At 45.8% G+C, this 419-nt stretch carries 1 protein-coding gene; it reads right to left on the bottom strand.

Annotated features, from left to right (window positions below; all coding sequences use genetic code 11):
* Positions 1-419, bottom strand: a 419-nt coding sequence (locus M3175_RS26135; protein ID WP_251524626.1) for an AIR synthase-related protein, incomplete at both ends; no start/stop codon positions are given.

Raw genomic sequence — 419 nt, 5'->3', positions numbered from 1 at the left:
GGCTGTTTGGATGAGTAAACTGTCTTCATCGGTGCTTTGACCGACTAGGCTTAACAACTCGCTGACGCCTGTAGTTTCGGCAAGCGCTAGCAATTGAGCCACCTGATGGGTTTTAACTTGAATCACCGCACCGAGTTCCTCAGCAAACAATTGACCGAGTAAATTATCATCAGTTAACACCAATTTTACGCCTTGGCGACTGGTAAATTGCATCTCAGCAATGGTGGCAAGCAAACCGCCATCACCAATGTCATGATATGCGGTGATTAAGCCTTGGTTGTTGGCTTGCTGAATAAATTCAAAGAAGTTGATTAAATCCTGCGGATTATCTAGGTCTGGGCAAGTATCACCGAGTTGGCTTAGAGTTTGGGCAAGGATTGAGCCACCCAAGCGGAACTGACCTTTTGATAAGTCTAAGC

It is taken from the genome of Robertmurraya korlensis, from assembly GCF_023715225.1.
Classification (GTDB): Bacteria; Bacillota; Bacilli; order Bacillales; family Cytobacillaceae; genus Robertmurraya_A.
Note: the sequence above shows the minus strand (reverse complement) of the source record. Positions and strands in the feature narration are given on the sequence as shown.